We start from the raw sequence: 7536 nt of genomic DNA, 5'->3' as shown, positions 1-7536 counted from the left end.
AGCCGAATATATGTCAAGATTTATTATGGTTGCCGTTTTGGTTATTTTTTGCTGTTTTTGGGAAGCGCGCTGTCTATTTATCAATGACTTACGAGCACAAAATTGCAAATTTGACCAATTTCGTGCGAAACTTGGGCTATGGCTATTCGCCTGCCGTTTTGCGCTTTTGTTTTCAGTTTTGATTTAATATAAGCCTTACGTAAGGTATGTCGTTACCCGCTGATGATAAAGGGCTTATATTGAGCTAAATTCAGAATTGCGGATCTGGAAAAAGCCGGGCTGCCAGTTCCAAGCCCTTAATTTTCAAGCTGCGCGCACGAACCGACGGGGACGTCGGTAATTCCATATTCCGCATCAATTTCGCTGGAATGACGGGTTCACTCGTTCACTTCGCAGCATGCCACTGCTGCGAATGAACAAAGGTGGAAGAGCTGAGAGATGAGACAAACACAGAGGAAAGCAGAGTATAAGCGAAGCAAGAGCAGAGTATAAGCGAAGCAAGAGCAGAGTGCTGAGAGATTCAGAGATGAATTGCAAAGAGTTAGTTTTGGTTTTGGATAGATATCTCCTGTCTTCAGGTGATAAAAGCCAACCGATGACACAATGTAGACGGGCACTAACGTGGGGGAAAAACTCATCCGCAAAGAAAACGATACCGTCAAAGCTTTCGTGTAATCCCCTCCCAATTTAGTCTATATGGACGCAAGAATGGAAGACATGTCAAGGCTGAAAACGCTTGCCAAATGCCAGGTTTCGCTCACATTTTCCCTTATTTAGCAAGCTAACTGATCAGGTTTAATGAAGGAATAGTTGAACAGTCTCTCCCGATAGGGTCGCGTTTTTCCTGAAGTTCCTCCGCCAAAAGATGGGGGTGTTCATTTTCGGCAGTTTGTGCTATGCCGGCTTTTGGGTCAGTCCTTATCTTCATGCTCATAGACAAAGAGGTTTTCGATGATGTCTCTGGGCAGGATCGATGGGGTTGCTCGTTTTTCCGCCAACATTCGTGCTGTATCACCCATCAGGTATGATGCGTTGATAGCGGCTTCCGGGATTTCCATGCCTTGGGCTACGAAAGAGGCGATGATGCCCGCAAGCACATCTCCGCTTCCACCGGTGGCAAGTCCGTCGTTTCCGGTGATGTTGAAACATGTCTTTTCTTCATCGTGATAGATTGTCGTGAAGGACTTGAGCAGGACTCTGGCGTGGTATTTTTTTACGAAGCGGGAAAGACATCCCATTATGTTTGTGCTGATTTCTTCAATAGTAAACCCAGAAACGCGGGAAAACTCTCCCCAATGCGGAATGAGGAGGACGTTCTTATTCTCCAGATGTCGATACAGCACAGGATTTTCGCAGATCAGAGTGATAGCATCGGCATCAAGGATCACTGTGCAAGTGCATTTTTCCAAAACAATGGTGAGAGCCTTTAGGGCAAAATCGTCCAATCCCAGACCGGGACCGATCAGAATGCAATCTGTTCCTTCCAGCGCTTTCAGCAGGTCTTTCTTGGCGGGAAGACGGTCTTTTTCGTTTTCTCCGATCTCATAATAGATCGCCTCGGTCAGTTTATTGGCATAGATATCGGTCGTTTCCATGCGGCAGAAAACCAAGACCAATCCGGCACCCGCGCGCAGAGCGGAATTTGCCGCCATCACTGAGGCACCTGTGTATCCGAGACATCCGCCAAAGATAGTCACTCTGCCATAGGTACCCTTATGGGCAAAATTTAAACGTTCGGGATATTCGTATGAATCAACCGTGATTAATTGCGCCGGATTGAGCTGATCAAAATATTCCCTTGGGATTCCGATATCGATCAGCTTCACATTGCCACACCACTGTTTTCCGAAGCCGGCAAAGTGTCCGAATTTGTAAGCTCCTATGGCATAGGTGGTTCTGATGGGAATCTCAAGCGGCGTAAAACCTGTGTCCGCGTTTACCCAAGATGGCATATCGACAGCGACGCGCATCAGGACATGTTCGTTGATGGCTACAAAGAAATTCAGGTAAAAATCATCCAGCTCGCCATTGAACCCGGTGCCAAAGACGGCATCGACAATAAGTGCAGAATCGACAGCAAATTCAAGCATCTCATCCAGTTGAGTTTCATTCTCATAGTGAAAAATGGGGATTTCCAGCTTGGCACAGAGGTCGAAATTTAATTGCGCGTCCGGGCTTGGGTTTCCAATCCCGACGCGGACGATCCGAACTGCATGTCCCCAGATTTTCAACCAGCGAGCGATGACTGCTCCGTCTCCTCCGTTGTTGCCCTTTCCGCATATAACGGTTGTACGCAAAAAGAAGAACTTATCAATATCTTTGAAGATACTTTCGGCGATGCTCTTTCCAGCGGTTTCCATTAATACAAGCGATGGAATACCAAGCTCTTCTATGGTCTTCCTGTCCAGTTCTCTCATTTGGGCGGCGCTGAGAACGTAGTTCATGGTTTCTCCTTTTTATGATGCTCTTCGTGCAGTTTGATCTCAAAAGTGCTGCCTTCGGCGATGGTGCTTTGCAGGACGCGGATGTGTCCTTGGTGATACTCTTCGATGATGCGTTTGGCGAGGCTGAGCCCCAATCCCCAACCGCGGGTTTTGGTGGTGACACCCGGTTCAAAGATCTTCTTCCACTGGGAACGGGGGATGCCTTTGCCTTCATCGCGCACCTGCAGATAGATCCATTTATCCTTGCGTGTGGCGGTGATGATGATGTGTCCACCCCCTTTGGTCATGGCGTCCACGCAGTTTTTGATCAGGTTTTCCAGTGTCCATTTGAATAGTTCGACATCTAACATCACGTTGATTCCCTCGATCTTGCTGATCAGATGGATGTCTATGCGTGAGCCGAGATGAGGTAGGCGCTGACGAAAATACTCTACGATCTCGGTGAGCAGTTGATGCAGATCCACCGGCAGCAGTTTGGTCTGCGAACCCACCTTGCCAAAGCGTGAGGCGATGTTTTTGAGATGGTTGAGATCGGTGGTCATGTGATTGATGATAGCATCCATGTTCGGGCTTTTGTCACTATCGGTGGGGCATTGTTTCAGATAGTCGATCCAGCCCATCAGAGAAGTGATCGGTGTGCCAAATTGATGTGCGGTTTCCTTTGCCAACCCGATCCAGAGAGTGTCCTTTTCCGTTTGCCGCAAGAGCAGTAGTCCGTAGCTGCCAAAGAGGATCAGTATCACGGCGATCAACAGCCCAAAGAAGATAAAAAAGCGGATCTGAGTAAGGGTTTTGGGCGCGGAGAAATAAATGTAGCCAAGGCTGTCGGCATCGTTGCTGATGGGGATCTCGCTCATCGATGCGATCTTTTCCTGCAGGATATTCCTATCCGCGTCGTTCATTTGCTCATAAGAATCCACTTCGTTGATCTCGACGTTGCGCCAAAACAGCGGCTTTTTTTGCCGGTCGGTGACGACTACGGAATAGTCTATCTTGCGGATAAATTGTTCCAGGGAAACGGGCTTGGCATAATATGCAAATCCGGTGAGGTTTCCTTCCTCGATCAAAGGAGATTCCGTCATGTTTGCCATCAAGTCCTGCATGGTTTTCTGAGATGCTTCGCTCAGATCGGCAAAGGTGCTGTCCTGCGAGACGCCCACCTTGTTCCAGATCAGAGGTTCGCGAAACTCGTCCGTGATGATCACCGGAATCGGGTTCTTCAGCATAAATTCCGTGCTAACATAATCCCACAGCGCCTGTTGGAAATTGCGGTTTGTGGCAAACTGGATATAGTTTGAACTGATCTCGCCGAGCAGCTTGGAATATTGCTCCGCCTGGCGTAGGTAGCTATCCGTATAGGCGATGTATTTGGCAAAAATGCGGGGCACAAATTCCTGCTCGCGCTTGGCGTTTTGGATCAGAATCTGGGTATAGACCGCGAAAAAGCCAAAGATGACCAGGCTGCCGAAGATCAGATAGAGGCGCAGCGTCTGAAATCGGTTAGTGTTTTTTCGCGATGTCCCAGATGGCGTCGAGTTCTTCGAGGCTTGCTTCATGAATATCTGCTCCGTTTTGTCTGTAATGATCTTCGATATAGTTGAACCGGCGCTGGAATTTGCGCGTGGTTTCCTTGAGTGCGCTTTCGGCATCGATATGCAGCTTGCGGGCAAGATTGACGAGGGTGAAAAGCAAATCTCCCAGTTCCTCCCTGATCTGTGCTGCGTCGTCATTGCCAAGCGCTTCGTGGAGTTCCATCTGTTCTTCGTCCAGTTTGACGAGGATCGGTTTGATGTCCTGCCAATCGAAGCCCACGGAAGCCGCTTTCTCTTGTGTCCGTTGAGCATAGATCAAAGCCGGCAGGGCGCGGGGAATCCCTTCCAGCACTGATACGCGTTCTTTTTTCTCAGCTTTCTTGAGGCGCTCCCAGTTCTGTTTGACGGCGTCCGCGTCGGTCAATTTCAGGTTTCCGAACACGTGTGGATGACGACGCATCAGCTTGTCCGCGATTTTCATCAGCACATCGGACAGGCTGAATCTGCCTTCCTCGATGGCGATCTGTGCCTGAAAGACGATGTGCAGCATCAAATCTCCAAGCTCCTCCGCGAGGGCTTGGTCATCGTTGTCCTCGATCGCCTCCACCGCTTCAAAGAGTTCTTCGATGAAGTTTGGCACCAGGCTTTGGGACGTCTGTTTGATATCCCAGGGGCATCCGCCAATGGGATCGCGCAATTGCGCTACTATATCCACAAGTCTTTGAAATTCTTTCATTTATCCTCAATTGGGTTGGCTTGATTGACGCGGCTGCGCAGATAGAGAAAACCGAGCGTGGTCCAAAAGACCAGGCTGATGGAATATTGTTGGATGAAGATGTCCGTCATGCAGGAAAAAAGCAGCGCCAACACGCCGGTCATGATGATATAATCAAAGATGCTGCCGCTCTTTTTGACGCAGTTTCGATAGTGCCTCCGCAGCGTTGCGCCGATGATGTAAAAATATGCGAGAAAGCCGAATAAACCGATCTCAAGCAGAATCTTCAGATATAGGTTATGCGGGTGTTCGGCATAGAGAAAATCGAAAGGAACCACGCCCATGAACCATTCTTTCCACACCCCGATGCCGATGCCAAAGAAGGGATGCAGCACTATCTGATCTATGGCATGATACCACGCCAGAAAGCGGATGAAGATGGAAATATCAAAATCAAAGCCCATCTGGATGCGGCTCATCATCGAGGCGGGAATGATCAAGGGGATGACAAACAACATCCCAAAACCGATATAGCGAAAGCGCCCAAGCCTCAGCATCAGCAGGAAAAAACCAAAAAACACCGCCAACAGCGCGATGCGGGTATAGGTATAGAGCATTCCGAGAAAGATCAGGAGCGCGCATAGATGCCACAGATACTTCAGCTTGACGCTCGGTTCGATGGTGGAAAGCGCGATGGCGAAGAAGAAGGATAGCGTGTAGAAACCGTTGATCGTCATCGCTGTGATCCATAGCGAGCCATAGCGTTCTTGCGGATTGAGTATCCCCATCGCCACACCGATGATACCCAGAAACGCCGAAACCAGCACCACGGCTTTGATCCATTCCACAAAGTCGCTTTCTTTCAGGCGGCTATTGGCAAAAATCACCAACAGCAGAAAAGGCGCGACCGCCGTGGCGAGAAAGTAGATGGAAGCATCCCCTATGTCCCTCGCGCGCATCAGCCCATAAAGGCTTGTGCACCCGAGGATCAGCATTGCAAATGGATAAGGAATATTGAGCGTCCTTTTTCCGCTTTGCAGATATTCCCCCAGCAGGCTGAAGGAACTGATGATCAGCACGCCATAGAAGCTCATGGGAATCGGCTTGATGAAGAATAAAGCGCTGAACAACAAGCTATTGCGCAGAGAAAGACCATAAACGAGGCTGACCACCAACCAAGCCACGAGAATGAATAGGACAATGCCAATCTGGGTGAATTCCACCATCTGCATTGGGATCGCCAAGAGCAGGCTCAGCGATGCCAAAAGTCCATAGAGCACGTAGTTTGAGATGCGATTCAGCGTCATCTTGCGGCTTCGCTCAAAGGGAGTTTCTGATCTCCGTGATGCGGTCTTTGTTATTCTGAATAACGGTTTTAACGAGCACGATAACCACAGCGAGGACAAATGCCAAAGCCGCGGCAATGATGCAGATCATGGCACGTTTGGGTCTCAGGCGCAAACCGGATTCGCGCGCGCTGTCCAGGATATCGATGGAAGGCATATCGCGCAGTTCTTCCAGACGGGCGGCTTCAAATTGGGGATAGAGAAATTCGAATACCTTGGACTGGATCTCCAGATTCATTTTGAGCTGGGCAAATTGGGAACCGAGATCCGGCAGGCTGGAGATATTGATCAGGTATTGGGGTTTGAGCTTGGTGCTGGATGTTTCCAACTCGCGTATCTGTTTCGCCAAAGCCTGGCTGCGGCTTTTCAATTCCACCACCAGAGGCGAAGTCTCCGCATAGTTTTGCAGCGCAAGTTCATGCTCGATATCCACCTTCATCTTGGCTGCGATCACATCGGAGTATGAACTGATCAACGCGCTCGTCTGGCTTTGGATATCCACGGCGCGGTTGGTCTGCTGGAAATCCTTGACTGCCAGGATGAGCGAATCCACCGTCGCGCGGGTCGCGAAAACTCTTTCTTCGAGGAATTCGCGGTTCATCTTGCCACGGGTGAGCTTTTGTCCGCGGTTATATTCATCAAGCTTGAGGATATAATAGTCCACCATGTCTTTGCTGAGTTTTTTGTCCTTGGTCTGCACGCTGATACCCACCAAACCGGTTTCCTTGCTCAGCTTGAAACCGGCGGTGTTTATTTTCAGCTTTTTGAGGGCAATATCCATCTCCACCAGCGGATCTTTGTCCGAGATTTTGAAGTATTTGATCAGATCAAAATGGCGGATCACATCTTCGGAAAAACGGCGCGATTTCAAAGCCGAAACAGCATTGATGGAATTCTGAGTGTTATCCGAATCCAGAAACTGCGATGCCAGACCCCCCAACCCGGGGATATTTATCGGCAGTGCCGTACTTTCCTGTCCAACGACGTAGAAACTGGCACGCGATTCCCAGATCTTGGGGGTGAGCAGACTATAAATCACCGCTGCGATTCCAGACAACGCCACGAAGACGATGATGAACACGCGGTTTTGCAGGAGTATCCTGATCAGCTCAAAGATGTCGAACTCTTTTTTCTCCATTTCAATATCCTTGCATGGTTTATTTGTGCGAAACAACTCAAATGAGCAGCTTATTTATCCACGCCATAACTGTCAATAGAATGTTTCTGGGGCGAGGTGGGGATGCACCCGAGACTGTTCAAAAACCATCACCATTCTACGCTGCTTTACCAGAGCACTTGGAGAATAAGTGGTCTAAGTGCTTCCATTTCACATTTTCTTGACAGATTTGGGAGATGTTTAGATTGGCAATCAGCGATTGCTCATGCATGATTGGTTTGCCTTTATCGATCAATTCTGTTAACCAGAGCGAAAGAGCAAGATTCAGAACGGTTTGTTCGGATTTAAGACCATATCTTCCGGACAGCACTTTCGTGATTTT

Annotated in this window: 7 protein-coding genes; 1 reads left to right on the top strand and 6 read right to left on the bottom strand. The window is 48.9% G+C overall.

Going from position 1 to position 7536, the window contains the following annotated elements:
• The coding region (locus Q8M98_08780; GenBank protein MDP3114858.1) for a hypothetical protein at positions 1 to 187 on the top strand (187 nt) is incomplete at its 5' end.
• A 724-nt stretch (positions 188 to 911) separates the two neighbouring features.
• Here Q8M98_08780 and Q8M98_08775 read toward each other — a convergent pair.
• From Q8M98_08775 to Q8M98_08750, 6 genes are all read right to left on the bottom strand, one after another.
• Positions 912 to 2444: an NAD(P)H-hydrate dehydratase gene (locus Q8M98_08775; protein ID MDP3114857.1), complete on the bottom strand. Its 1533-nt coding sequence runs from the start codon at positions 2442 to 2444 to the stop codon at positions 912 to 914.
• Positions 2441 to 4000, bottom strand: coding sequence for a HAMP domain-containing sensor histidine kinase (locus Q8M98_08770; GenBank protein ID MDP3114856.1), 1560 nt, complete (start codon positions 3998 to 4000; stop codon positions 2441 to 2443). The genes Q8M98_08775 and Q8M98_08770 overlap by 4 nt, the downstream gene beginning before the upstream one ends.
• On the bottom strand, positions 3945 to 4712 hold the full coding sequence (mazG, locus tag Q8M98_08765; protein ID MDP3114855.1) for a nucleoside triphosphate pyrophosphohydrolase: 768 nt from the start codon (positions 4710 to 4712) through the stop codon (positions 3945 to 3947). Before mazG ends, Q8M98_08770 begins: the two co-directional genes overlap by 56 nt.
• Complete coding sequence (locus Q8M98_08760) at positions 4709 to 5998, bottom strand: O-antigen ligase family protein (protein MDP3114854.1); 1290 nt, start codon at positions 5996 to 5998, stop codon at positions 4709 to 4711. The genes mazG and Q8M98_08760 overlap by 4 nt, the downstream gene beginning before the upstream one ends.
• Before the next feature lie 13 nt (positions 5999 to 6011).
• A complete protein-coding gene (locus Q8M98_08755) occupies positions 6012 to 7175 on the bottom strand; it encodes a Wzz/FepE/Etk N-terminal domain-containing protein (GenBank protein MDP3114853.1) in 1164 nt (387 codons plus the stop codon).
• Positions 7176 to 7311: 136 nt separating this feature from the next.
• The coding region (locus tag Q8M98_08750) for a hypothetical protein (GenBank protein ID MDP3114852.1) at positions 7312 to 7536 on the bottom strand (225 nt) is incomplete at its 5' end.

The sequence above is a fragment of the Candidatus Cloacimonadaceae bacterium genome, assembly GCA_030693415.1.
GTDB lineage: Bacteria > Cloacimonadota > Cloacimonadia > Cloacimonadales > Cloacimonadaceae > JAUYAR01.
The sequence above is the reverse complement of the archived record's forward strand: the minus strand, read 5'-3'. Positions and strand labels throughout refer to the sequence as shown.